A 25,373-nucleotide genomic window follows, 5' to 3' on the forward strand; every position below is an offset into this window, starting at 1 on the left:
CCCCCCTCTACTCCTTTAATAATTCTTGCAGCAATAATCGCTCTGCCTCTACTGCAATCTCAGCTTGTTCTTCCACTGTAAAAGGTGTTAAAACTTTACGTGCCGCTTGCGTATATAATGGAGCCAGCACTGTTTTCATATCTTTAAACTGATCCATCGTTTCTATTACATCTCTTAAAAACGCATCTTCTTGCAACTCCTCACGGCTTACATAAGGAACTGTCCGATTTTCATACTTCACAATATATACAAAATTATCCTGTTCTTCTTCTTCCATAAGAACTGCAATGATTTCCTCCAGCTGTGCCTGATCCTCTAGCAGCGCTGCAATACTTCCATACCCTGTAAACCTTACGGACAGCAAAATACCTGCATTTTCATGACGAGCGATGTTTATTCCATCAGAGCAAGCTTGTATCAGGTCATCCATTGTATGTAATCCATCGATTGGGACCTCAAGCGTATCCCATATAATATCTGCCGTCGAAACAAAGGTACAATCAGGCTGTGCAGCGGATAATGAAACTAGATAACATCCTTTTTCACCTACTTCTTTTCTATGACGACCTTGAATATTTCCTGGATAAATAATGGGTGGTTCCATGGAGAGAATTTGTCTCTTATGAATATGTCCAAGTGCCCAATAATCAAATTTCGTTTCAATTAATTCAGATAGCAAGAAAGGGGCATACCGGCTATGTTCACTTTCTCCCTCAATACTACCGTGTAATAGACCAATATGAAACGGAGCAGTGCCTTGCTTTACATACTGCGAAACTATACTTTCAGTAACTGCTTTTTGATGGTAGCTGAAGCCGTACAGGCTTGCAAGCAGCTTTCCATCTTTATAAAAGGATTTCATTTCTACAGATGGCTCAGTATAAACATGAACGTTTTCAGGTAATTCCAGAACTGCTCCATTTCTATTAATATAATCGTGATTCCCGTGAATCACATATACTTGAATACCCTGAGGCAGCAACCTCTTCATCTGCTCCCGAAAAAAGGATTGAGCACGTATACTTCGTATTGCCGAATCAAATAAATCTCCTGAAAATAGAATAAAATCTACCTTCTCTCTAAGAGCCGTATCGACTATCTTTTGCAAGGAACGAAATGAACTTTCTTTCATTCTCTCAAAAATAAAAGGCGGCAAGCTCATTTGCAGCCCTTTAAACGGACTATCCAGATGCAGATCAGCCGCATGAATAAATTTTAGTGATTTCATCATACTACACATCCTTGTCATATAGTATAAGCTATGTTGCTCAATCAGCAATAAGCTTCTCGCTGATAGGAATATCCTTTCATTTTAGCATTCTAGTTATACGAATGCACATTCCTCATATAAAAAGCTATTTTCTTTTTGCACTCTATTTATTTTTATGACAAAATAGTAGTAACATTCAGATTTTTAGAGGGGGAAACACTATGAAATACATATTAACAGTTTTTGAAAAGAATGGAGAAAAATTGTTGGACGAAGCATTTGAAGCAGCAAGTGAAGCAGAAGCAAAAACAATTGGAGAAAAAGTTCTTCAGGAAAAAAGTCTTTATAAGCATACTCATCGTTGCACATCTTCAAGCGGCAAGCTTATTTTATTTCAACGTTAAATACAAAAAGGAGCAGGTACGCTCCTTTTTATTTTCCTTTGAACAATGGAGAACGCTTTTCTAAAAAAGCTTGCACACCTTCTGCATGATCTCCTGTTGCACGCATCTTGAATTGTCCTTCTTTTTCAAGTTCGAGTACCTTTACTAATGATGGTCTGTTTACAGCACACAAAATTTGCTTTGTCTCAATCATAGCTTTTACCGGCTTTTGCAGCCATTCTTCTACTCTCCTCTTAACTGCTTGTGGAAAATCTTGCTCGATTACCTCATCAATGACTCCAATTTCGAGTGCTTCCTGTGCCTTCATCTTGCGACCTTCCCAAATGATTTGTTTCGCTGAACCCTCACCCACACGATTTTGCAAGAAGAAATGTCCGCCTCCATCTGGAATTAATGCAATGCCAATAAAATTCATCGCTATGATCGAAGAAATGTCGGCCATTACATAGTCTGCCGCTAATGCAAGGCTTAAACCTAGTCCAGCTGTCGGTCCATGAATAGCGCTGATTACAAGCTTAGGCATACTATAAAGTGTTGTAACTACTTCAGAAATCGTGTCCATAATAACCGGAAATTGACTGCTGTCAGGATTAGACAACATAGATTTAATATCTCCACCCGCTGAGAATCCACGTCCATTTCCGCATAATACAACTACATCGCATGAGCTTTCTGCGACTTTTTTCAATTTCACAAGCAGTTCCTGTAACGTCCTTTCATCAAGAGCATTTAATACCTCAGGACGATTTAACATAATGGTCGCTAAGCGGCCTTCATATTTTACAACTACGGAATCAGTAGAACTAGATACTGTCATAACACATCGCTCCTTATATACTTGTTCACTATAACATTTACAGATACTCTTACATAAATCCTTCTTTTTATGAAATATTCCGAAAATAAATAACAAAAATGGATGAGGAATCTTCTGCTTCCCATCCATTCTTATAAAATCAGTCTGCCCTGAAGGAGACTTTCCTCCTTCTCCCACTAACGGATTCCCAATCTATTCAGCTTTTACAAGCATTTATTACTAAATTATACTTAAAGATGTACAATAAAAGCCTGCCTTTATTGATTAGGAGATGCTTCAAACATTTTACGCAATACAAACTTTTGCAGCTTTCCGCTGGCATTACGAGGAAGCTCATCTACAAATACATAATGGCGCGGTCGTTTATAATCTGCCAGAGCATCACTATTTTTACAATATATATCAAGCTCCTCCACATTCAAATCTTTATCTTTCTTGACAATAACAGCAATTACACGCTCTCCCCAAAGCTCATCTGGCTCTCCGAGCACTGCTACATCTAAAATCCCATCATGCCCATGTAAAAAGTCTTCAATTTCACGAGGATAAATGTTAACTCCTCCGCTGATAATCATATCATCTATACGATCTGCCACATACAAGTAACCCTCGTGATCCAAATACCCTAAATCACCTGAATGGTACCAACCTTTATGAGTAGATTTTTTCGTTGCCTCTTCACGATTATAATATTCGGCCATCATACAAGGCCCTCTCATAATAATTTCCCCTACTTCAAATGCCGGCAATATATCATTAGGATCGGATGGACCTTCTTCCCTTGGTTTCACAATACGAATTTCATGATTTAAACACTGTTTTCCAGCAGATCCAGCTTTTCGAAGCTGGTCTTCTTCCACAAGAAAGGAAACAACTGGCCCCATTTCTGTCATGCCGTATATTTGTACTAACTCAATATGTAAACGCTCTTTACATTCTTTTACTAATGATGGCGCCATAGCTGCTCCACCATAAATTCCAATTTCGAGAGAATCCAACTTATAGTTCTCTAAATCTTCTTGCAAGAGCATATTCCACATCGTTGGCGCTGCAAAGAAGCATGTAATCCCCTCTTCTTGAATGGTCCTTAACACTTGTTTCGTATCAAACTGATGCAAAATTACATTTTTAGCTCCTACATGAACACGCGGCAAAATCCCTGCATGCAGTTCCCCACAATGATACATCGGTGCTGTAACAAGTCCTACACTGTCTCGATTATATTTTAAATAATATGTACAAATTGTACTATGCTCAGCCATTTCACGATGACGATGCAGTACTCCTTTTGGTTGTCCTGTTGTTCCGCTTGTGTACATCATGGAACAAAAATCAGTTTCCACTACTTCAATGTCTGCTAAATCAGAAGTAGCTTTTTTCACTTTATCGTGATAAGAAACTGCATACTCTGGTGTTTCCCTATCAATACACCAAAATGAAATTGACGGAAAATCTCTTTCGATGCTGCTGATTACCGGTTCGACAGCTTTTTCAAATAACACTACTTTTGGAGCTGCATCAGATAGTATGTAGGAAACTTCCTTAGCTTTTAAACGGTAGTTAATTGGATTGAAAACGGCTCCAATTTTCGCTGCTGCAAAGTAAGTTGTCGCAAATTCACTCGAGTTATATAAATATGTAGAAATACGATCCCCTTTTTTGACACCCGCTTCTAATAATGCATTTGCTGTCTTATTTACCTTCTCTTCCCACTCTTTATACGTCCAGCGAATTCCTTTTAACGGCTCTACCAGCGCTTCTTTATTCGGGAAACTTCGAACTGCTAAATCAAAAATACGGCCTACTGTCATAAACATAGCTTTCCCCTCCTAAAAAGATTCACAATGCTATCATTTCGTGTATGTTTCGAGCTCTTCCTTCTATAAAATAACTAAAAATTCAAAATTTTATCGACATTTAACGTGATATTTATCATTTTTTGTAAAATTTTAGTTGTGAATATTGTAAGAAAGCGAAAATTTAGTGTAGTAAAGAATATTTTATAGTAGAGAATGAGCCTTTGCCGGTAGATAAACCATTTTGGGTATAAAAAAGAAAGGCCATCCTATGACAGCCTTTCTTTAAATAGCTCTTCTAAAATTGTCAATTTGTCTTCTGTGTATTTTTCAAAACCTTCATTATAAGATTTCGGATCTTTCGGATTAGCAAAATGAGTGATTGCACCCGTTACAGGATTAACAAATTTGCTTGCCGCACCGCATCCTAAACCAATAATAGACTGTACTTCTTCCATAATAACAATGTTGTAGATACTTTCTTGTTCTGGCATTGAGTAACCTACATTTTCTAAGTTTCCTAAAATATTTTTTTGTCGATATAAGTAATATGGAACATAACCATGTGCAGCTGTCCATTCTTCTGCAGTATGCATCATTTCCGTAATCTCTTCTCGACTCGCTACTTTATATTTCCGTTTATTTTGTGTCATTTCAGAAGCACGTTTAAACGATAAGGTATGGACCGTTAAAGATTCAGGCATTAACTTTTCAGTTTCAGCCAATGTATGATTAAAAATATCCAATCCTTCTCCTGGTAACCCAATAATTAAATCCATGTTAATATTGTTCATACCCATCTCTCTTGCAAGATGGTATTTTTCAATCGTTTCTTCTACTGTATGGTGGCGTCCTATTGCTTTTAATGTTTCCTGGTGATATGATTGCGGATTAATACTGATTCTGTCAATATTCCACTTTCTCAAAACATCAAGCTTTTCAGGAGTAATTGTATCCGGACGTCCCGCTTCTACTGTTACTTCACGAATCTCCTTCACACCTGGGAAAGATTGATACATTTCTTCATACAACATATCCATCTCTTCTGCCGTAATGCTTGTTGGAGTTCCTCCTCCGTAATATACAGTTGTAATCTTAATGCCTTTTTCTTGCAAAAACTTACCTATAGCCCGCATTTCATAATGCAGTCCGCCTAAAAACGAATCTACCGATCCTTGCCTTCCATTAATTGCATACGCAGGGAAGGTACAATATGCACATTTCGTCGGACAAAACGGAATGCCGATATAAATGCTCACTTCGTTTTTTAAATTATATAGATCTGGAACAGCAGCTAATTGTCTATCAACGATACGCTGCATCAGAGTAATTTTTTCATCATGAATTAAGTATTCTTCTCGAAGCTCTTTATGAGCTTGTTCCTGATTCATACCGCTTTGCAATTTTTTATGCAACAGCTTCGTTGGGCGTACCCCAGTTAAAATGCCCCACTTTTGTTCTATTCCTGTTAATTGCTGCAATACAGATAAATAGACATATGATACAGCCTGCTTCACTTGTTTGAAACGTTCTTTCTCTGTTTCAAATTTCGTAATATCTTTTGTAAATACGGCTTCAAATGTTTGTCCATGTTCCAGATCCGTTAACCTTGCAAACACCGTAACAGCATCTGTTCCTTCTATCGAAAGATCCACTTGCACCTTTGCTTCTTTATCTTGAAAAGCCACTGTACATTCTTCAAAAAACAAGCTGCCAATCAACTGCAGCGGCCGTAAAAATCGATCATCTTGAATTCCTGTTATTACAATACGCAACTGCCATCACCTTTTCATTATCAAACTTCCTTTAGTTTACTTGAACCTCATTACTATGGTCAACCTATTCGAATCCCCTTATTATATCTAGTATTTACCATAAGGTGAACCTTTCCTCAGTGCACAAGCTTCTTTTTCCATTGAAGATAAATTAGCTTTTTGTACAATATTAAACATCCTGCTCTTCGTAAAAAATCTCCTTGGATATGTATCCAAGGAGATTCATTTTACCACCTTCTTACTTTAATGTGATCTTTCAAGAAGTCTAGTGGGAATTGCTTGCGGAAGTGCTCCTTAATCATATAGGTTACTCCGCTTTGATTGTTCGAACGAGTAACCCAATCAGCGGCCAATTTTACTTCCACCGGAGCATTCCACATGGCTACTCCTAATCCAACACTTTCAATCACTTCAATATCATCTATACTATCACCGATAGCTACCATTTCTTGTAAATCAATTCCAAGATGATCTCCCAGCACTTGTAACCCTCTAAGTTTTGAGACGCCTTGCGGTAAAATTTCAATCCGTTCTCCGTTGCATGCCACAACATTTACATCACTGAATGCTTCTCTAATTGTACGGAGAGCATTTTCTTTTTCCTGTTTATTAGAGAAAAAGACATCGATTTTCGGTGCAGCTACCGGCTGATCTCTTAGTGTGTCACCTAGTGATTCTACGAATTGAATCGGATAAAACACTGGGTCTGCACTAGAAAGAACGGTTTTTGCTATCAGATTTGATCCCAGCTTTCTCCTATTTCCCAATGAAAATCGTTCATGCGAAATTCGAATGTTACATTCAAAGTGCTCCAACACCTGCACAAGATTAAATGTCTTCTCCTCAGACAATCGTCTTTGCACAAGCGGCGTATCCAGAGAAGAAGAAATAAATGCCCCACTATGAGTAACCAGAATAGATTCCAACTTTAATACTTTTGCAATTTTTTGTGCCGCTTGAAAGTTTCGGCTCGAATACAGCGTAACATATACACCCTTTTCTCTTACAAAGTCAATTGCCTCTTTCGTACCTTTCTGCAACTTACCGTTGGACCGTAACAACGAACCATCTATGTTAATAGCAAGCAAACGATAGATCACGTATCTGTGCCTCCTTTTCTAAGGTGTTACATCCTACAAATAAAGTATGAAAGGAGAAGTGCAATTAGAACGAACGTTACACTTGTTATACAAGCTTTAATATAGCCATTGTTCCTAATAAAGTCTGTACGTCCTTTTAGAGTTCTCTTTTAATCAGCCTTTTCAAGGTTTAATACACTAGTCCTACTATGGAAATATAATAACCGCATCGTGCTATGCTATTGCTAAGTCTCTAGATTGTGTTTAATAAGTACGTTTTTATGAAAAAATAATAATAAAAAGGAGTGAACTTTACTTGAAACTCCCTCTTTCTTGGTATGAAGGAGATACATTAGAGGTCGCTACGCGATTGCTTGGTCATAAGCTTGTTCATATTGTGAATGGAGACAAGCGAAGCGGATACATAGTAGAAGTGGAAGCATATAAAGGACCCGATGATAAAGCAGCCCATAGTTACGGTGGACGCCGCACAAAACGGACAGAAGTAATGTTCGGGCCTCCAGCACATGCGTATGTCTATTTCATTTACGGTATGTACTACTGCTTTAATATTATCACAGCACACAAAGAAGTGCCTCAAGGTGTATTAATTCGAGCTTTGGAGCCTGCGGAAAGCATTGAAGAAATGAAGCTATCTCGTTACGGAAAGAATACTATTACAAAGCAACAATGGAAGAATTTAACCAACGGTCCAGGCAAGCTCTGTCGTGCCATGAATATTACAAAAGAGCAAACAGGGCTGTCTCTTTTAAGCAATGAGCTGTATATAGAGTATGTCGAGCCTGACGTGCATTTATCTACTACACACTCCATTATCGCAGGCCCACGTATCGGGATTGATTATGCTGAAGAAGCCGTTGACTATCCATGGCGTTTTTATTTTAAGGATCATCCCTGTATTTCTAAAAAATAGATATACATATAATAAAGAAGCAACCATGATATACAATAAAAAGCAATGGAATGTCTCTTGTTATTTAAATCATAATGCTCTAAAAAAGCCTGCTTTCTTTAAAGGAAGCAGGCTTTTTCCTATTGTTGCATAGGACCATATAATTCTTCAAGCGGCTTTAAGATAATCTTATTTAAATCTGTAATAAGCATATTCATGCGTTGTTCTGCTTGCATTAATTGAGAAATCTTAGGGTTTTGCTGCACTTGCACTACGATTTGCTGCGCCTTCATATTATCTTGCTCCGTAATTTCTTGCCCTTGCATCATCTTTTGCTGAAGCTCCATTTGTACGGCACGGAATTGTTCAAATAGTTGTTTTGCTTGTGGATCTGTCTGTACTTGTTGATAGCTCGTCTTAAGAGCTTGATAATCCGGATTTTCAGTGATTGCTTTTTGTAAGTCATAGGCTGCATCATACATGTTTGTTGCCATTTCATTTCCTCCTTTACACGGACTGCCCCTTAACTATAACAGACTATGTATTATATGTGTAGTTTTGAAACTACATCTTATGCAAATTCATTTGCCGTAAAAGTTCTATTTTTTCCATATTTCACAAACTCTTTTGTTTTATCATAAGATGCTACATAGACAATCGCCCATGAAGATAAGACTTATCCATTATATAAACAAATGAGGGACTTATATGTTTTCCACCACAACGATCAAGCTCTTACCAAATGAAAAAATAAAAAAGATTGCGGACATTCAAGTAAGTCGCCGCTTGCTTTCTTACTGGAAAGTGAAAACAAATGAAGAAATTACTCTTTTTTTTGGTCTAACAAGCGTTCCTGTGAATATTACTTCAATAGATGAAAAGGAATTTGTTATCCATTGCAGCGAGGCTTTATTTTCTCATCTTTTATTACCTATAAAGAATCATAGTCTTCACTGCGACTACCTTCCATCTGAAAACAAACTGATTTTAGGCCCTATCGTAGCATTGCTTACAGAAATAAAAGAACAAGCCTATCCCGTTTCATTCGGAACGCTTTCTTCCTTTTGCGAAGAGATTGCCCATCTTGCTCAAAATAGTGGCTGTTTCTTTTATGTAACCTCCCTTCCTTTATGGAACGAGAAACAAATTCAAGGTTATTACTATGAAAATGAGAAATGGCACAAAGCAACTATGCCATTTCCTCATGTTGTTCACAATCGGATTCATTCTCGAAAAACAGAACAGGGTATAATGTTTCAAAGACTGCAAGATATTCTAAGCAAGCAAGGTACTCCCTATTTTAATACTCGATTTCTAAATAAGTGGGAAGTCTATGAATCACTGCAGGCTGCACCGCATTTACAACCTTATGTTCCTCCTACTGAATTGTTTCGCAACATGAAAATATTAGAAGAATCACTGGATTTGTACACTGTTGTATTTGTCAAACCTGTATTTGGAAGTCAAGGCAGACATATTTTTAAAATTCAAAAGCATACCACCCAATATATTTTAGAGTACACCTCATTTCAGGATGAAATTCAAACTTGCTATGATTCTTCCACAAAGTTGTTTCAATCTATTAAGCAACAAATCAAGCAAAAGCCCTATATCGTTCAAAAAGGATTGGATTTATACACATTTAAGGAAAGACCACTCGATTTCCGCATTCTTTGTCATATGAATAGCTACAACAAGTGGAAAGTTACATCTGCTGTTGCCAGAGTTTCTTCAAAGGAACAGTTCGTTTCCAACGTCGCCCTTGGCGGTGAAATTCACAAAATTGATGATGTTTTGCGATATACCTTTGATGCAAAAACAACGCAGCATATCAAAAAGTTATTAGCTGAACTAGCACTTGAAACTGCTAAATGCATCAGTCTAACCTATGAAGGCTTATTTGGCGAACTTGGTATCGATATGGCAATTGACAAGGAAGGCAACCCTTGGATTATTGAGGTTAACTCAAAGCCGTCTAAGGAGTTGCTGCCTGCTGCTTCGATGAATAGTATCCGCCCTTCTGTTAAATCTGTTTTATACTACTGTATCCATATTGCTCAACAATTTCATAAGGAGTGAAAATATGATTACACTCGGTTTGCTTTCTATTCGTTTCAACCAAGAAGAAGACTATTTCACCGAGCTTGCGAAACGAGCTGATTCCTATAATATCCAAATCGTCCGCTTTACACCAGCAAGTATTGACCCAGTTACAGAAATAGTTCATGGATTACGTTTTCAGCCAACTATACAACAGTGGACCCAAGAATCTTTTCCTATTCCCCCTTATATTTATGACCGCTGCTTCTACAGCGCAAACAGTAGTTCTCAAAAAGCTCGACCGATTGTTGAATGGCTCAAAAATCGTCCTTCCACAACCTTTTTAGGTTACGGACTGCCAAGCAAATTACAAACATATGCTGTTCTTTCCAAAAATCGCGTTGCCGCTTCTTATCTGCCTCAAACCGAAGAGGCAGAGTCTGCGGCTACTATATACAATGTATTAATGAAAGAACGCTACTTGCTTTTAAAACCGGCAAACGGGTCACAAGGAAATGGGATTGTACGATTAACCTTAGAAAGAGGAAGACTGGAAGTATCCGTCCAAAAGCAGCATGAGGTTACAACAAAGCCTTTTTACAAAAAGGAGGAACTAGAAACCTATCTCCAAGCTCTCTTGGCAGATCAAGCCTATATGATGCAGCCGTTGTTATCCGCACAGGATGTGCAAGGACGTCCATTTGATATTCGAATTTTACTGCAAAAAGATAAAACTGGATTATGGAAAGAAGCTGGAAGAGGTGTACGATTGGGTGCCCCTAATCACCTTATTTCAAACTTAAGCATTGGGAGCAGTGTCGTACCGTACGAAGAATGGAAAATAAGCTTACGAAACCGAGATATTGTGCTCTTTGAGGATGATATTAATACAATTATACAAAACGTTCCCCTTGCACTTGAAGAAGAATTGCCACCATTATTTGAAATCGGCTTAGATATAGCTATTGATAGGAAGCGGGCTGTTTGGCTTTTAGATGTAAATTCAAAGCCTGGACGAAAGGTCATTATGGAAGCAAACCCAGCATGTCATGAATCATTATTTACTGCACCTCTTGAATACTGCCGTTTTCTTGCCGACTCAATTTCCAAAAAAGGAGCTGAACGCCCATGAATCATTCCGCTTATTCTATCGTATTAGGGGAGCGTGAACCTGATAAAGTATTTATACCCTACACATTTCCAAATATAAACTCCCTTCACTCCATCTCATTTGGTACAAAACTATTTGAGTGTGCAATTCTGCCAGATTATATGTCTCCGAATACAATTACAATCGGAAAAGATCTTTTTAAAGAACTTGGAATCCCATACGAAAGTAAAATCCATGCCTTTACTAAAGATGATACTATTTTTTTAGGTCCGCTTATTGGGATTTTCACAGCCGGTTTTACAGAATCCTACCTTCGTCCTTTGGGAGAACGTTCCATGTTTTTTGCAAATCTACTAACAGCCAATCAAAGTTTTAAAGCTTTTATATTTGTGTTCGGTTCACATAATATAAACTGGCAGGAAGGAACAATTACCGGCTATTTCTATAATGAAAACCGCTGGTGCCAATATGATGTACCCTTCCCTCACGTTGTGTATGACAGACTTCCTAATCGAAAAACAGAAAATCACCGGGCAATCGCACGTGTAAAAGACCGTTTGCAAACAGAATATTTAATCCCTTGGTTCAACCCTGGTTTCTTTAACAAATGGGAAATTTATAAACTATTGAAAAATGAACAGGCTGTTGCTAGCTATCTCCCAGAAACACATCGTTTTACCAATTTTGAAACAATTGAAATTATGCTTTCAAAATATGGTCATGTGTATGTGAAACCAATGGACGGCAGCTTAGGTTCCAGTATTTATCAAATTTTCTATTCCTTTGAGGAAAACGTATACTACTGCCGCTATCGTGATAACGATGAAAACAAACTGCGAAAATATCAAACATTAGAAAAATTAATCAATCATTTATTAGGAGACCGCGACTTAGAAACATTTATAGTGCAGCAAGGTATTGCTTTAAAACGAGTAAACCAGCAGCCGGTTGACTTCCGTATTCATACGAATAAAAATATACAAGGAAACTGGCAATTGAGTGCAATCGCAGCTAAAATAGCCGGCCAAGGTAGTATGACAACCCATATTAATAATGGCGGCGATGTAAAAACCCTTGAAGAAATATTTCCAGATTATACAGAGCGGGAGCAAGTAAGAGAAAATCTTGTAAAAGCCACTCTATTGTTAAGCGAATGTATCGATAGACAAATCGAAGGTTATATCGGTGAAATAGGCTTCGATATTGGTCTTGATAAAAACGGAAAGGTATGGCTATTTGAAGCAAATTCCAAACCAGGCCGCTCTATCTTTGATTATCCGAAGCTAAAGGATAGCGACCGCCTGACAAAAGAGCTTTTTTTTGCTTATGCTTTATATCTGACTGAAAAATCTTTACTGCAGCCTGATGAGCTGTTTGAAAGATGAATATTTATTATAATGACAAACAAGGCTGGTTTCATAAGGATACGCAACTTCAATTCGGTGACAAAATCGTAAATCCGCAACAGCCCTTACAGCCCTCGTATTGTTTTTTAATAAAAAATACAAAAACAAAAGCAGGTCCGCTTATTGGAATTTTAACAAGCGGTACGGAAAACGGGAAAATATTTGGTGATTTTAAACGCTGGGCACAATTGCAGGAGGAGCTGCAGCAAAGCGGAGGCATCAGCTTCCTCTTTACTCCGTTCAGTTTACAAGAAGACAAGATTTACGGCTATGTGTACTTAATTAATTTGAAGCGGTGGAGAAAATGTACAATGCCTTATCCTGATATTGTTTATAATCGCGTTCCCTACCGTACTCATGAAAAGCTTAGCAGCGTCCAGCAAGCGCTGCTACATTTTCAACAAAAACACATCCCGGTATTTAATCCGTCCTTCTTTTCTAAGTGGCAAGTATACGAAACATTACAGGCAAATTCTTATTTGCAATCATTTTTACCTCATACACGTCTGCTACGGACAGAACATGACTTGGAAATTATGTTACTACAGCATAAAAAGCTGTATATAAAATCATGTGAAAGTGCAAAAGGTAAGCATTTATTTACATTAGAGCAGCTCCAAAACGGCCGCTTAATCCGACAAAATATTAAAGAAGTGCCCATTGAAACAAACATGAAGGATGTTTATAGGTTTCTTAGTACCTCCTCTCACTCTTACCTGGCACAGCAAACTATAAAAGTTGCCATGTACAAAGGACGCCCCTATGATTTACGAGTGTTGGTGCAATATGTACGACATGCCTTTACAGTAACTGGAATCGGAGTAAGGGTTGCTCCTAAAAACGGTATTGCTACACACGTGCCAAACGGTGGAGAAATCATTTCAATAGAACAATTGAAGTATCCAATTGATATTAAACTCATTGCAAGAATTGCCTCTGAGTGCGGCTATACTCTTATGCAAAAATTTGGTAATATAAAAGAGTTTTCCATTGATATTGGGATTGAACAAAATGGACACTACTATATCTTTGAAATAAATGCTAAACCCATGATATTTGACGAGCCTCTTATACAACGGCAAGCTGTAAAAAATCTTTTAAACATTTTTGAGGAAGAGGCTGGATTTTCTTCTTCAAATTAAAGGATTTCGACAAAAAACAGCGTATTGGTTTCTTATAAGGATCAACAAGGGGGAACACAATATGCTTGTACACTTTCAATGGAAACCACTTTATCCGGGAACCGAATTACCAGGATGGAATATTTCTTTCTTTTTTAAAGGAACCTATTATACTGCTGTTTATCATAAAGAAGGCCGAGTTGAATGGACTTCTGCTGAGCCTCCAGAGGATATGCAAAAACAAATCGTCTCACACATTCACGACCTTATGCTGTTCCATGTTTATAAGTGAGAGCTATCCCCTTTTTCTAAGGGGATTTTTTTATGTTACAATAAAGTGAAACTTCTATGAGTGGTGATTTGCTTTCTTCTCTCACTACTTATTTAACTAAACCAACTAGTCAGTTCTTCCTGCTTTTTCTTCCCTAGCAGCCTTAAAGCAGGGCATATAAAGACGGGATAATATTTGATCATATACGCAAGGGGATAAACACATGCTGGAGCGATTAAAGGACTATTACAAAGGAGCCATTATAATTAACACACTGCCGGACAATCAAGAAGATTATCAGTGGTTTGCAGATGAAACAAATTCAATTATAGGAATAGAAAAACAAACCATAAGCGAAAAAGACTTTGCTATTATATCTTTGTTTTTGACTCCTATTACAAATGAAACCCTTCATTTTTCTTCAGAACAACGTCTATGGCAAAAGCTCTTATTCCAGAAAAACGCCGAAGAGCAAGTTCATGCATTATTAGAACAAATAAATAAAGCAAATACCTTTATTCGCTTTATTCAATTTCACATAAGGGAGCCCTTCTTTGAAAAATTAGCTTTTGAAGAAGCGTTATACGGCTTACTTTCATCACAATTCATTATCGTTTGGAAAGATAACCAATATGGAACTATTATTGAAATTTACGAGGAACAAAATCCGGAACAGCTGTTAAATAATCATATTTTTGATACGTTAATAAGTGACTTTTACGTTTCTATCACTGCTTTTGCAGGCAGACTATATCCATTGGATAGTACTCTTATATCTTCGTTTCATTGGGAGAACCAGATTTTCCAAACAGTGCGTCAATACAATAAAAATAAAAGTTTACTTCAAATGGAGGATATTCTCCCACGCTTTCTCTTAAATGAAATCAAACAAGAAACACATCAACAATTCTCACAGCAAATATTGCAAGACGTAAGTGAAGACAAAGAATTACTTACTACTATTCGAGCATTTTTAGAATATAATATGAATGTTTCGCTCGCTGCTAAAAAACTGTATATGCACCGCAATAGCGTACAATATCGTGTCGATAAATTTATCGAAAAAACAGGGATTGATATTAAAAGCTTTAAAGGGGCAGTCTCCATTTATCTAGCACTTCTTGCTTATGAGCAGGCTTCTATCTGACTTTTTGTACATATTGCACAAATTCGAACACTTTTTTTATTCACGTTACCTATTTACCAAGTTCCATTGATTTGGTTACACTTACAATATAAGAAAACGATTTCACGATACTGTGAGGAGGCATTTGCATGGCAGAGTTAAAGTTAGATAATATTTATAAAATTTACGATAATAATGTAACGGCCGTTACAGATTTCAATCTCCATATCAAAGATAAAGAATTTATTGTATTCGTCGGTCCATCTGGCTGTGGAAAATCTACTACCCTTCGTATGATTGCTGGTTTAGAAGAAATTTCAAAGGGTGATTTCTTGATTGATGGCAAACGTGTCAATGATGTAGCGCCAAAAGATCGTGATATCGCAATGGTATTCCAAAACTACGCACTATATCCTCATATGAGTGTATATGACAATATGGCATTCGGTTTAAAGCTTCGTAAATTTCCAAAAGATGAAATTGATCGCCGTGTAAAAGAAGCTGCCCGTATCCTTGGCTTAGAGCAATACCTAGAGCGCAAGCCAAAAGCGCTGTCCGGCGGCCAACGTCAACGTGTTGCTTTAGGGCGTGCTATCGTTCGTGACGCAAAAGTATTTTTAATGGATGAGCCATTATCAAACTTAGATGCAAAATTACGTGTATCAATGCGTGCAGAAATTTCAAAGCTTCATCAACGCTTGGGAACAACAACCATTTACGTAACACACGATCAAACAGAGGCTATGACTATGGCCACTCGCTTGGTCGTTATGAAAGATGGCGTTATTCAGCAAGTAGGAACACCAAAAGAAGTTTATGAAAAGCCAGAAACAGTGTTCGTAGGTGGATTTATCGGTTCTCCTGCGATGAACTTCTTCAAAGGCAAACTGACTGAAGACATATTTACTGTAAACGATCTTTCTGTGAAGGTTCCAGAAGGTAAAATGAAGTTCCTGCGTGAGCAAGGCTACGTTGGAAAAGAAATTATTATGGGTATCCGTCCAGAAGATATTCACGATGAGCCAGTTTTTATTAACGCCTCATTAGATTCCGTAGTTAACGCAAAAATCGAAGTAGCTGAATTGCTTGGTGCAGAGTCTATGCTATATTCTCAAGCAGGTGGACAAGATTTCGTAGCGCGCGTGGATGCTCGCACAGAATTTAAGCCTGGACAAGTCGTTCAACTTGCATTCAATATGAATAAAGTTCACTTCTTCGACGTAGAAAACGAACGCCGTATTCGCAGTGCAAGCGAAAAATAAAAATACTTTAAAAAACTCGATTCCAAAGAATGAGAAGATCTAACAAGTACATTACATTCTCCCTCTTATAAAACACAAAAGTCCGCCTTTAATGAGGCGGATTTTTTTACATTAAATCTACTTTCAGCTGTAATTCCTGCCTACATGTCGCGCAATAAAATACATGCATACAATAGATACCCGACTCTATTTCCTTCAATCCATCCACTTGCTCAAGCAGCTGCTGATCCATATATGCGCTATAATCATCTAAATAATCTACTGTTCTTCCACAGTCTTGCAGTTCATCCAAACATGAAGGACATTGATATGCAGAATTAGTAAACCCGTTACATCTCGGACAAAGCCCCATCTTTATTTGCCCCCTTGAAATGTAAAAGAGGCGGGTTTTCCCGCCCCTATAGCCATCTATTTATTTTGAAAACCCGCCTAAGTGTTGTTCAGCATACGATACAAGACGCTTTGTAATTTCTCCGCCAACAGAGCCGTTCGCGCGCGCCGTAGCATCGGGTCCTAATTGTACGCCAAATTCAGAAGCAATTTCATATTTCATCTGATCAAGAGCACTTTGTACTCCAGGCACTACAAGATTGTTAGTTCCTGCCATGTGATTTCACCTCCTTAGTTGGTGTATGGATAGTATGTGAAAAAGTTTATTGAATATGTTTAAAGAACATTTGAAAATTGTGGAATTTTCCTAGAAAAATTTACTATATAGCTTTAAGCATATATCTTTTTTTCTTATCCATACTATTAGTACAGTAAGTTACTTCACTACATTGGATTAGAGCCGATAGAGGCTGAATCCTGGTGCAACTCCAGCTAATCCAACCAAATAACTTATTAAGGAGATGACAGCTATGCCAAGTCAAAATTCATCTAATAAATTAGCAGTACAAGGTGCACAAGCTGCATTAGATTCTATGAAATACGAAATTGCTTCTGAGTTTGGAGTAAGTTTAGGAGCTGACGCAACTGCTCGTGCAAATGGTTCAGTAGGCGGCGAGATTACAAAACGTCTTGTTGCAATGGCTGAACAACAATTAGGCGGATACCAAAAATAATTGAATATACAATGGCTAAAGGGGCTCAGTGTAAAAGCTGAGTCCTTTCTATTTGATTTGTACACTTGTATAATACATAAAAAACTGTCACAGCGTGTATGGCTGTGACAGTTTTTTATTGAATCAATTGTAAAAAGCGCTTTGTTCTCTCTTGTTTTGGATGCTCGAATATATCCAGTGGTGTGCCTTCTTCTACAATAATCCCGTCATCCATGAAAATAACTCGATTAGCAATCTCACGTGCAAATCGCATTTCATGAGTCACAACCACCATCGTCATCCCTTCAAGTGCGAGTTCTTTCATAACCTTCAATACTTCCTGTACAAGCTCGGGATCTAAGGCAGACGTTGGCTCATCAAATAAAATGACTTGCGGCTCCATCGCTAAAGCTCTTGCGATACCGACACGCTGCTGCTGCCCGCCGGACAATTGGAACGGATATAAATCCATCTTATCACTCAATCCTACTTTATCTAAAAAAGAAGCCGCTTTTCGCTTTGCATTACCCTTAGTTTCTTTTTTTACAGTAACAAGCCCTTCCATTACATTTTCAAGAGCCGTAAGATGAGGAAATAAATTATGATGCTGAAACACCATACCTGTTTGTTTGCGAAGCTTAGCAATGTCACTTTTGGAGATTTTATTTGAAAAATCAACGACTTCTTCTCCAATTTGAATAGTGCCGCTATTCGGCATTTCTAGTACGTTCAAGCAGCGCAAAAATGTCGTTTTTCCTGAGCCTGATGGACCAATAATAACTACGACCTCACCCTTTGCTACTTCTACATTCACATCACGAATGACTGTATTTTCTCCAAAGCTTTTTTGTAAATGATGAATCGAAATCATACTCTAATCTCCTTTACAGCAGAATGCTTACTTTAAAACATAACGTTCTAAACGGCGTTCTAATGATTGCTGCACAAGCGAGAGTAAGAAACAAATTACCCAATAAATAAGGCCAGCTAATGAATAGACCATTAACACCTCATAATTTGCAGATGCAATCTCCTGAGCCTTTCTAAACATCTCTGTTACTAAAATTAATGAAGCAAGTGATGTATCTTTTATTAAACTGATGAATGTATTGGACAATGGCGGTACGGATACTCTTGCAGCCTGTGGAAGTATAATCCGCTGCAGTGTTTGTCGATATGACATATTAATGGTGTATGCAGCTTCCCACTGTCCTTTAGGAATAGATAAAATAGATGCACGGATAATTTCAGATGCGTAAGCTCCTACATTCAATGAAAAACCGATAACCGCTGCAGGAAACGGGTCTATTGTAACACCAATAGTCGGCAACCCATAAAAAATAATATAAAGCTGTACAAGTAACGGGGTTCCTCGAACAATTGATACATATACCCTGGCAATCCATTCTAATACAGCATTTCCAGAGATACGCCATAAGGCGGTTATCGTTGCTAATATTAAACCTAAAACAAAAGTAATAAGAGTTAACGGTATAGTATTGAAAAGAGCACCCTTTAGCAAAGGCATAAAGGATGCTGTTATAACATCAACCCAAACGGACAATCGATCAGAATTTACTACACTATTTAGATACATCTTCACCGAACCATTTCTTTGCAATTTTGTCATATGTTCCGTCTTGCTGCATATCATCTAATGCTTTATCTACAGCCTCGACAAGAGAATCGCTTCCTTTGCGGAACATAAAGCCGCTTTCAGATGCCTCTTTTTCGGTATCCACGATTTTCACTTTTGCATTTTGCTTCGTTGCCAGATAGTTTAATACAGACAGGCGATCATTGATAGTTAAATCCACTCGGCCTGACGTTAATAATTCTACTGCTTGATTAAACCCATCAACCCCGACAAGTTCAGCACCGTATTTTTTTGCCATATCGCCGTAATTGCTCGTTAAAGATTGTGCAGCTTTTAAACCGTTCATATCTTCAAATGCACCAGGCTTGTCTTTATCTTTTGCGATCACTAATACTGCTGATGAAGAAATGTAAGGCTTAGAAAAGTCATATTTCTTTTGACGATCTTCACGGATACCAACTTCATTGGCAATCATATCAAAACGTTTCGCATCTAATCCTGCAAACATAGCATCCCACTGTGTTTCTTTAAATATTGCTTTTACTCCTATACGCTTGGCTACTTCTTCCGCCAGCTCTACATCAAATCCGGTAAGCTTACCGTTATCATCATGAAATGTAAAAGGGGGGTATGTGCCTTCTGTTCCAATTAACATCTCGCCTTCTTCTTTCACATCTGCGAGCACATCGCCTTCTTTAGCTCCCGTATCTTTTGTTTCTTGTTTTGTGCAACCTGCAATAACGCCTAAAGCAAGCGTAACTAATAAAATAAATGAAAATATTTTTTTCATAATACAAATCCTCCAGTATTCATATCGGAATTAATAACATAACTGATTGTAGTCTAATTTTTATTTTTTTGCAATTAAAATCTCTCTCCTTAGTTTAACCTTATGAAAAAAAACCAAAACAAAAAGAGTAGATTGTTTGTCTACTCATCATGTTCAAAGCCAGTAACAGCAATCGTTACCTTCCGTATTCTTCTGTTTTCTACCTCATCGATTGTAATAACCATATTCTTATATTGAAGCTGTTCGCCTGCAATCGGAATTCGTTCAAATTGCTCAAAAATCCAGCCTCCCAAAGTATGGTAATCGCTGTTAGGTTCAGGAATATTCATCATTTTCACAAATTCATCTAAAGGAAGCTCCGCGTTCATTTTGTACGTATTTTCATCAATTTGAACAATTGTTTTGACAGTTTCATCATGCTCATCCCATATTTCTCCCACAATTTCTTCTAAAATATCTTCAAGCGTAATAAGACCTGAAGTGCCGCCAAATTCGTCTACAACAATTGCCATATGTACCTTGCTTTTTTGCAATTCTGGAAGCAGTGTCGAAATCTTCATCGATTCCACAACAAACAGAGGCTGCCTTAAAAGTGCCCTAATATTGATTTCTTGCTTGCGTACAAGATGACTTAGAAATTCTCGTTCAGACAAAATACCAATTACATTATCAATGTTATCTTCATATACAGGAATACGCGAATAGCGTTCTTCTAAAAACAGATTACAGATTTCTTCAATAGGCTGATTCACCTCAATTGTTATCATATCAATTCGAGGCGTTAAAATTTCTCCAACTAGGATATCATTAAACTCTAAAGAACGATACACAAGCTCTTTTTCTTTATTGTCAATGACTCCTTCTTCTTCGCTTAAATCCACCATTACTTTGATTTCTTCTTCCGTGACAGACGGTTCTTGTACCGTATTCTGAAATAACTTTAATATGAATTTTTTGAGCAGAACAAATAAATATGTAATAGGAGTGAATAGCTTCATTAAAAATACCATGATACTTGAAATGAGCAATGCGAAGGATTCAGCATTTTCTTTTGCAAATGATTTGGGAAGCATCTCTCCAAAAATTAAAATAACAATTGTCATAAAAGTAGTGCTGAATAAAATACCCGTTGCCGCCCCAAAGGTGTCTATGGATACCTTTGTAGCAATAGAAGCAGCAGCAATATTAACAACATTATTTCCAACAAGAATAGTGGATAACGCCTTATCAAAATTTTCTGTAATATACCATGCATTCTTACTGCCTGGCCGCTTTTCATCCAAGTAATTTTTCAGCCTAATTCTATTAGCACTTGAATATGCTGTTTCTGCAGAGGAAAAAAAGGCAGATAATATTATCAATAGGACTAAACTAAAAATTGTATTCAAAGGCAGCTCGCCCAACACTCTTCACTCTCCTAATTTTTAAAGTAAGCTATACTTTCTATACAACTTATGCACAGATGGATTAAGATAGCTAACAAATACACATTTTTTATATTTCCTCTTCAATTACAATAGAGAAAAGAGAGAATAATTCAGAAAAGCTTCACATGACTATGAGGCTCAGCTTCAAAATAAATAAGAAAGAAAACTGCTAGCTGGTAGAAATTTTACTTTATCTCTTATCTTTCTAAAAAACGGAGCTTGGTTGGACTCCATGCTCCGTTCTTCTTTATCACAATCATATTACATTGCCATTTGACCGCCTGCTGATTGAATCTGGTACATGCGTGCATAACGCCCGCCCTTCATCATAAGCTCTTCATGTGTTCCTTGCTCAATAATTTCCCCGCGATCTAACACAAGAATTTGATCTGCATTTTTAATTGTAGATAACCGATGTGCAATAATGAAGGTAGTGCGTCCCTGTTTCAGCACCTCTAATGCATTTTGAATAAGAGCTTCTGTTTCTGTGTCAATGCTGGATGTCGCTTCATCCAATATTAGAATAGCAGGATCAAATGCCAATGCTCTTGCAAAAGAAATGAGCTGCCTCTCTCCATTAGAAAGTGTGCTTCCTTTTTCTATGACTGGCTCATCCAGTCCCTTGGGTAAATTCGCTATAAAACGATTTGCTCCTACATCGTTAACTGCTTTTTCAATTGTTTCTCGGCTGATTTTTGGATTTTCAAGACCTACATTAGATGCGATAGTTCCGGTAAACAAAAATGGATCTTGCAGCACAATACCCATATGCTCACGCAACGTTTGCTTGGGCATATCTTTCACGCTCTGATTATCGATTGTAATATCTCCCTTTTGAAACTCATAAAACCCAAACAATACGTTCATAATCGAACTTTTCCCTGATCCCGTATGCCCGACCAAAGCAACAGTTTCTCCTTGCGTCGCCTTAAAACTGATGTTTTTTAATACGTAATCTTTTTCATTATATGCAAAAGAAACATTCTTGAATTCCACATTTCCTTTGTAACGCTTCACATTGTTGCTACTTATTGCTGTTCCATTCTCATCAAGCAGCTCAAATACACGCTCTGATGCCACTAGTGCCTGTTCAAGATTAGCAAGCTGATTAACCATACCTGTAATAGGTGAAAACAAGCGTGTTAAATAATCAACAAACGCATACAGTACTCCGAGAGAAATTGCGCTTTCAGCAGTGAGAGACGCGCCTCCAAAATACCAAATGACGGAGATGAACGCCATATTGCGCAGTACACCGACTAAATTATGCGATGTTGCTGCATTCAAGCTTAACAGCTTGTTTTGATGTGCGTAATAATCATTATTTAATGCTTCAAACTCCCCTTTAGTTTCCCTCTCTTGCCGGAACGCTTGAATTATCGTCATACCGTTGATAGATTCATTAATCATACCATTAATATCGGACAAACGTGTTCGAATGATATGATTATACTTCGAAGCATACTTTCGGTATAGCACCATCCATAAATATAAAATAGGTACAATTACTAAACAAATTCCGGCCAATTTCATATCGAGCAAAAATAAGGCTATAAAAATACCTGTAATGTATATAATGCTGGAGAAAAAGGTTGCCAATACTGTTACATAAAGCTCTCTAATCGCTTCTGTATCATTGGTGATGCGAGACACAATTTTCCCCGCCGGCAAGTGATCGAAATACTTAATCGGCAGTGTTTGAATGTGAGCAAAGACATCCTCTCTCATGTTTTGAATAATTTTATTGGAAGATTTTTGTAAATATAATTTTTGTCCGTATGAAAAGACGGATGCTACAGCTAACAAGGCAAAATATCCTCCTGCAAGCCAAAGCAGCCGGCCAATTTCCGGTTCGTAAAACGCAAATAGTTCATCAACAGACAATTTTTGTCCCTTATAAACTTGAACAGCCTCTCCATTTTTAATTGTTATGACATTATTGACTACTGAACGTTTACCATCAAAGGAAACTGATCCATTGATAAAATAATACGCTCGTTTCACTTGGAGAATATGAATTTCTTTTCCCTTGTTTTCATCGACTTTGAACCGATCACTCCTCTTGTACCAAGTTCCTTTGTATTGTACGGCATCATGACCTTCTGTTGTTTCATACCACGGCTGCTCAATTCCTACAATATGCTGATCAATCATTCGTTTTGCTACAAACGGTCCTGTCAGCTCCGCAACTACTGAAATAGTCAGCATAGCAAGCGCAGCAATAATAACTCCTTTTACTGACAAGGCATATTGAAATAAGCGTTTTCCAACTTTCATACGTTCACCCCGCTTTCTTCTTCATTCATAAGCTTTTGACGATCAAACTGTTCTTTATACCATCCGTTATTTGCAATCAGCATTTCGTGTGTACCTTCTTCTGTAACCTTTCCTTCACCTAGTACAAGAATCCAATCCGCATGCTGTACAGCAGATAAACGATGAGTTGTAATAATCGTTGTTTTATTGTTTCGTTCACTGCGAATGTTCTGGATGATGGCTGCTTCTGTCCGTGCATCTACCGCTGACAGAGAGTCATCCAAAATAAGAATTTCCGGATCAGAAATCATCGCACGTGCAATAGAAATACGTTGTTTTTGTCCGCCTGACAACGATACTCCCTTTTCTCCTACAAGCGTTTCTAATCCTTCTGATAAAAACTCTACATCATTCTCTAAAGAAGCAAGTTGAATCGCTTTTTGAAGCTCTGCTTCGGTCGCTTCATTCTTTCCAACCAAAATGTTTTCCTTGACTGTTTTTGAAAACAGAACATGCTCTTGAGGAACATAACCGATCCAGCTAAGTACACTTTCAACTGGTATTTTTTCAAGCGGCACTCCATTCACACTTATCGTTCCTGCACCAACAGGATATTGACGCAGCAGCTGACGCACGAGTGTTGTTTTGCCGCTCCCCGTTTTTCCCACAATGCCTAATGTCTGCCCTCGTTTTAATGAAAACGTGATTTGTTTTAAATTTTTACTATTTGCAGTGGGATACGAAAATGAAACATTTTGAAACTCCACATTTACAGGCTTATCAACCAGAGTAGGGTGTCTATCATTTACTACGTCCTGCTTATATGACAGCGTTTCATTCACGCGATCGAGCGATGCATTGCCTCGTTGCATGACATTAATTAATTCACCAATAGCAAACATTGGCCAAATCATCATTCCTAAATATACGTTAAAGGAAACAAGCTCTCCTAACGTCACCTCATTTTTAAATACTAGAAATGCTCCATATACGAGCCCAATTAAGTAGCTCATTCCAACGAGCATTTTAATTGTCGGTTCGAACAAAGCATCAATTTTTGCTACTTGCATATTTTTATCAAATACATCATCAGCAAGATGAGAAAATCGTTTCTGGTCTTCCTTTTCTTGTACATATGCCCGTATTACACGTACACCGGCAATGGATTCCAACACTTTATCATTCATATCACCAAACGCGTCCTGTGCCTTTATAAAGCTTTCATGCAGCCTTTTACCATAAATATTCATGGCAAGCGCCATAACAGGAAGCGGAATCAATGCTGCAAGCGTAAGCTTCCAACTAATAGTAAACCCCATCATGCATAAAATAATAAGCATAAACATGCTAGAATCGATTAAGGTCAAAATGCCAAATCCGGCTGTCATGGATATTGCTTTTAAGTCATTTGTTGCACGAGCCATCAAATCTCCAGTACGGTTTTTTTGGTAAAAGCTAGGTGTCATTTTGACTAAATGCCCCATTAACTTAGAGCGCATCACTTTTTCTAATACAAATGCCCCGCCAAATAAATTATATTGCCAAAAATAAGACAGAGTATAGCTAGCGGCTGTTACGCCCAGTAAAATACCTACGTACGAAAGAACTATTCTTGTTGTCAAATTCCCCTCTTTAATATCATCTATAGCCACCCCAATTAATTTTGGGGGTACGATTTCAACAAAATTCACAATCATTAATAATGTAATGGCAATCGTGTACCTCTTCCAATTCTCTTTAAAAAACCACGTTAACTTCTGTAAGACTGCAAACAACACTCTCATCTCCTCTCAGTTGTAACTATCTTTCCTTCTATCTCTAGCTACTGTCCATATTTCCTCTATCGCTTGTCAATAACACTTTTTTTGTCTGCATATCCCATTCCCCTCTTCTTCATTTTTTATCATAATCACAATAAATGTGAGAATA

General features: G+C 37.7%; 24 protein-coding genes. 10 read left to right on the forward strand and 14 right to left on the reverse strand.

The window, feature by feature from the left end; all coding sequences use genetic code 11:
- Positions 1–7: 7 nt before the first annotated feature.
- A complete protein-coding gene (locus J7Q84_RS03370; protein WP_209093116.1) occupies positions 8–1,228 on the reverse strand; it encodes a metallophosphoesterase family protein in 1,221 nt (406 codons plus the stop codon).
- A 203-nt stretch (positions 1,229–1,431) separates the two neighbouring features.
- On the opposite strand from J7Q84_RS03370, the gene J7Q84_RS03375 reads away from it, so the two are divergent.
- Positions 1,432–1,614, forward strand: a complete 183-nt coding sequence (locus J7Q84_RS03375; protein ID WP_209092963.1) for a YhzD family protein — start codon at positions 1,432–1,434, stop codon at positions 1,612–1,614.
- 28 nt (positions 1,615–1,642) lie between these two features.
- On the opposite strand, the gene J7Q84_RS03380 is transcribed toward J7Q84_RS03375, so the two are convergent.
- From J7Q84_RS03380 to J7Q84_RS03395, 4 genes are all read right to left on the reverse strand, one after another.
- Positions 1,643–2,431: an enoyl-CoA hydratase gene (locus tag J7Q84_RS03380; RefSeq protein ID WP_209092964.1), complete on the reverse strand. Its 789-nt coding sequence runs from the start codon at positions 2,429–2,431 to the stop codon at positions 1,643–1,645.
- Between the two features lie 257 nt (positions 2,432–2,688).
- Complete coding sequence (locus J7Q84_RS03385; RefSeq protein ID WP_209092965.1) at positions 2,689–4,248, reverse strand: fatty acid--CoA ligase; 1,560 nt, start codon at positions 4,246–4,248, stop codon at positions 2,689–2,691.
- Between the two features lie 248 nt (positions 4,249–4,496).
- Complete coding sequence (locus J7Q84_RS03390; RefSeq protein ID WP_209092966.1) at positions 4,497–6,002, reverse strand: coproporphyrinogen III oxidase; 1,506 nt, start codon at positions 6,000–6,002, stop codon at positions 4,497–4,499.
- A gap of 227 nt (positions 6,003–6,229) precedes the next feature.
- On the reverse strand, positions 6,230–7,102 hold the full coding sequence (locus J7Q84_RS03395) for a Cof-type HAD-IIB family hydrolase (protein ID WP_209092967.1): 873 nt from the start codon (positions 7,100–7,102) through the stop codon (positions 6,230–6,232).
- A 295-nt stretch (positions 7,103–7,397) separates the two neighbouring features.
- On the opposite strand from J7Q84_RS03395, the gene J7Q84_RS03400 reads away from it, so the two are divergent.
- Positions 7,398–8,015 carry a DNA-3-methyladenine glycosylase gene (locus J7Q84_RS03400; RefSeq protein ID WP_209092968.1) on the forward strand — a complete coding sequence of 206 codons (618 nt, stop codon included), beginning with the start codon at positions 7,398–7,400 and terminating at the stop codon, positions 8,013–8,015.
- Between the two features lie 119 nt (positions 8,016–8,134).
- Here J7Q84_RS03400 and J7Q84_RS03405 read toward each other — a convergent pair whose 3' ends face one another.
- Positions 8,135–8,488, reverse strand: coding sequence for a YlbF/YmcA family competence regulator (locus tag J7Q84_RS03405; RefSeq protein ID WP_209092969.1), 354 nt, complete (start codon positions 8,486–8,488; stop codon positions 8,135–8,137).
- Between the two features lie 214 nt (positions 8,489–8,702).
- Here J7Q84_RS03405 and J7Q84_RS03410 point away from each other — a divergent pair, with 214 nt between their 5' ends.
- The 7 genes from J7Q84_RS03410 (at position 8,703) to J7Q84_RS03440 (ending at position 16,331) form a co-directional block, all read left to right on the forward strand.
- Positions 8,703–10,073 carry a YheC/YheD family endospore coat-associated protein gene (locus J7Q84_RS03410; RefSeq protein WP_209092970.1) on the forward strand — a complete coding sequence of 457 codons (1,371 nt, stop codon included), beginning with the start codon at positions 8,703–8,705 and terminating at the stop codon, positions 10,071–10,073.
- A gap of 4 nt (positions 10,074–10,077) precedes the next feature.
- A complete protein-coding gene (locus J7Q84_RS03415; protein ID WP_209092971.1) occupies positions 10,078–11,166 on the forward strand; it encodes a YheC/YheD family endospore coat-associated protein in 1,089 nt (362 codons plus the stop codon).
- Positions 11,163–12,530, forward strand: coding sequence for a YheC/YheD family endospore coat-associated protein (locus J7Q84_RS03420; protein WP_209092972.1), 1,368 nt, complete (start codon positions 11,163–11,165; stop codon positions 12,528–12,530). The genes J7Q84_RS03415 and J7Q84_RS03420 overlap by 4 nt, the downstream gene beginning before the upstream one ends.
- Positions 12,527–13,693, forward strand: a complete 1,167-nt coding sequence (locus J7Q84_RS03425) for a YheC/YheD family endospore coat-associated protein (protein ID WP_209092973.1) — start codon at positions 12,527–12,529, stop codon at positions 13,691–13,693. The genes J7Q84_RS03420 and J7Q84_RS03425 overlap by 4 nt, the downstream gene beginning before the upstream one ends.
- Before the next feature lie 61 nt (positions 13,694–13,754).
- Positions 13,755–13,964 (forward strand): YheE family protein, encoded by a 210-nt coding sequence (locus tag J7Q84_RS03430; RefSeq protein WP_209092974.1) that lies wholly within the window; start codon positions 13,755–13,757, stop codon positions 13,962–13,964.
- Between the two features lie 202 nt (positions 13,965–14,166).
- A complete protein-coding gene (locus J7Q84_RS03435) occupies positions 14,167–15,090 on the forward strand; it encodes a PucR family transcriptional regulator (protein ID WP_209092975.1) in 924 nt (307 codons plus the stop codon).
- Between the two features lie 128 nt (positions 15,091–15,218).
- Positions 15,219–16,331, forward strand: a complete 1,113-nt coding sequence (locus J7Q84_RS03440; protein WP_209092976.1) for an ABC transporter ATP-binding protein — start codon at positions 15,219–15,221, stop codon at positions 16,329–16,331.
- A 106-nt stretch (positions 16,332–16,437) separates the two neighbouring features.
- Here J7Q84_RS03440 and J7Q84_RS03445 read toward each other — a convergent pair whose 3' ends face one another.
- On the reverse strand, positions 16,438–16,683 hold the full coding sequence (locus J7Q84_RS03445) for a hypothetical protein (protein WP_209092977.1): 246 nt from the start codon (positions 16,681–16,683) through the stop codon (positions 16,438–16,440).
- Positions 16,684–16,743: 60 nt separating this feature from the next.
- The gene (locus J7Q84_RS03450; RefSeq protein WP_209092978.1) at positions 16,744–16,938 is read right to left on the reverse strand and encodes an alpha/beta-type small acid-soluble spore protein; all 195 of its coding nucleotides are present in this window, start codon (positions 16,936–16,938) and stop codon (positions 16,744–16,746) included.
- A gap of 253 nt (positions 16,939–17,191) precedes the next feature.
- Here J7Q84_RS03450 and J7Q84_RS03455 point away from each other — a divergent pair, with 253 nt between their 5' ends.
- On the forward strand, positions 17,192–17,395 hold the full coding sequence (locus tag J7Q84_RS03455) for an alpha/beta-type small acid-soluble spore protein (RefSeq protein ID WP_209092979.1): 204 nt from the start codon (positions 17,192–17,194) through the stop codon (positions 17,393–17,395).
- Between the two features lie 115 nt (positions 17,396–17,510).
- On the opposite strand, the gene J7Q84_RS03460 is transcribed toward J7Q84_RS03455, so the two are convergent.
- The 6 genes from J7Q84_RS03460 to J7Q84_RS03485 form a co-directional block, all read right to left on the reverse strand.
- Complete coding sequence (locus J7Q84_RS03460; RefSeq protein ID WP_209092980.1) at positions 17,511–18,245, reverse strand: amino acid ABC transporter ATP-binding protein; 735 nt, start codon at positions 18,243–18,245, stop codon at positions 17,511–17,513.
- Between the two features lie 27 nt (positions 18,246–18,272).
- On the reverse strand, positions 18,273–18,971 hold the full coding sequence (locus J7Q84_RS03465; RefSeq protein WP_209093117.1) for an amino acid ABC transporter permease: 699 nt from the start codon (positions 18,969–18,971) through the stop codon (positions 18,273–18,275).
- Positions 18,958–19,761: an amino acid ABC transporter substrate-binding protein gene (locus tag J7Q84_RS03470; protein WP_209092981.1), complete on the reverse strand. Its 804-nt coding sequence runs from the start codon at positions 19,759–19,761 to the stop codon at positions 18,958–18,960. Before J7Q84_RS03470 ends, J7Q84_RS03465 begins: the two co-directional genes overlap by 14 nt.
- 140 nt (positions 19,762–19,901) lie before the next feature.
- A complete protein-coding gene (locus tag J7Q84_RS03475; protein WP_209093119.1) occupies positions 19,902–21,164 on the reverse strand; it encodes a hemolysin family protein in 1,263 nt (420 codons plus the stop codon).
- Positions 21,165–21,449: 285 nt separating this feature from the next.
- A complete protein-coding gene (locus tag J7Q84_RS03480; RefSeq protein ID WP_209092982.1) occupies positions 21,450–23,465 on the reverse strand; it encodes an ABC transporter ATP-binding protein in 2,016 nt (671 codons plus the stop codon).
- Entirely contained in the window at positions 23,462–25,219 is a 1,758-nt protein-coding gene (locus J7Q84_RS03485) for an ABC transporter ATP-binding protein (RefSeq protein WP_209092983.1), read from the reverse strand. Before J7Q84_RS03485 ends, J7Q84_RS03480 begins: the two co-directional genes overlap by 4 nt.
- Positions 25,220–25,373: the final 154 nt, after the last annotated feature.

This window comes from Bacillus sp. 165 (assembly GCF_017742235.1).
In the GTDB taxonomy this organism is placed as follows: Bacteria; Bacillota; Bacilli; order Bacillales; family Bacillaceae_G; genus JAGHKQ01.